The sequence below is a fragment of the Pseudomonas sp. xss_4 genome, from assembly GCF_043104125.1.
Taxonomy (GTDB): domain Bacteria; phylum Pseudomonadota; class Gammaproteobacteria; order Pseudomonadales; family Pseudomonadaceae; genus Aquipseudomonas; species Aquipseudomonas parafulva_B.
Genome location: NZ_JBICKJ010000086.1, coordinates 1 through 1,362, shown reverse-complemented (window position 1 = coordinate 1,362; position 1,362 = coordinate 1). Strand labels below are relative to the sequence as shown.

Here is a 1,362-nt window from a genome sequence, read left to right as displayed (position 1 = left end):
CATCGCTGATACGGAAGAGAAGGAGATCGAGATCATGCAACGCGCCGTGGGGAGTACGCTCTGATGTATCTGTTCGAGTGGGGATTTCATTGGGGAAAGAGCCTTTCTTCTTATGAGGAAAGGCTGGAGGAAGCAAAGAATCAGCAGCGTCAGCCGGGGCAACCCGAACTGAACGCCCCGGAAAGCGTTCAGGAGTCGGTATCGAAGTCGGTTTACGATAACGAATCGCTCTATGCTTACAATGACACGTATATCGATGTACGCACCCCAAATGATGAAAAGCGTGGCTTGATTACAATGTTTGTCGGGGGTATAGGCGTGATGCTTACAAAAGCTCTCTTTGAATTTCTATATATCTTCTACAAATTTGTTTTTACTGGGCACGCAGAAAATGGAGAGATACTAACAACATCCGATTACTTCGCTTCTATAGGCATCATCCTTATTCCAGCTTGCGCTCTTTGTATCTACCTCAAGTATGCCTTTCGCTATATATTCCTGGAGGCCCTCACCGCCCGCCGCCTGATCATTCGTTTCAACCGCATTACCCGCAAAGTCTACCTGCTGCGCCCCAACCTTATCGGTGGCCTGCGTATCATGGACTGGGACAAGACCCAGATCATCGTCGAAAAGAACATGAGCGAGCTGGAGGGTACGGGCGGTTTCGTGCTGCTCGCCTGGGACAGAGGCGATGGCACTGACCTCGACGGCAACCCCACCGATGAAACCGAACTGGTCTTCGTCGGCAAACCCACCCGCAATGCCAGCGAGCTGCTGGCCTTCTGGGAATACATCCGCCGCTATATGGAGGACGGCCCTGCCGCCGCCCCGGCGCCCGAGAAACTCATTCCCAAGTTCCCCTGGCCCTGGCTGTCCCTCAAGGCTGCCTGGGGCCTGGACACCCGTTTCCTGCGCAACAGCGCCCTGTGGGTGTTCATGCTGCTCAACATCCTGATGCTGCCGCTGATCCTGATCCACGCCTTCGGCCACTGGCTATCCCTGCTGCTGTGCTACGAGCCGCGCTTCCCCCGCGTGATCGAGGAAGCCGGGCGAGCATCGGCGCGCCGGCATCAAGGGGCCGATGACTGAGGTGCGCATCGGCAGCCTGGTGGCGGTGCTGGAAGTCTGGAACCTGATGGTCAAGGCCGATGCGGCCGACAAACAGAGCCGGGAGTACATCGAGATCGCCGCGGCAATGATCGGAGTATCGGCAGCGGCACTGGAATTAGGAGCGACGGCGGCGGGCTTTGCCGAAAGGAGCGGCAGTGCAGCCGTCCAGCAGGCGGGCAAAATGTTCAGGGGTGGCTTGCGGTTGAGTGCGGGGACACTGGCGGGCGTGGCGGCGTCGGTGGGGGCTTGGTA

General features: G+C 57.6%; 2 protein-coding genes. Both read left to right on the top strand.

Annotated elements, in window-relative coordinates; translation table 11 throughout:
- The first annotated feature begins 63 nt into the window (after window positions 1–63).
- Complete coding sequence (locus ACF8GB_RS18380) at window positions 64–1,089, top strand: DUF6708 domain-containing protein (protein ID WP_058639684.1); 1,026 nt, start codon at window positions 64–66, stop codon at window positions 1,087–1,089.
- Window positions 1,082–1,362 (top strand): hypothetical protein (locus ACF8GB_RS18375; protein ID WP_392527419.1); only part of this gene is annotated, 281 nt, incomplete at its 3' end. The genes ACF8GB_RS18380 and ACF8GB_RS18375, both read left to right, overlap by 8 nt.

What these genes read in the sequence shown, in the direction of transcription:
- ACF8GB_RS18380 (WP_058639684.1), top strand. Translation starts at nt 64, where the DNA reads ATGTATCTGTTCGAGTGGGGATTTCATTGGGGAAAGAGCCTTTCTTCT.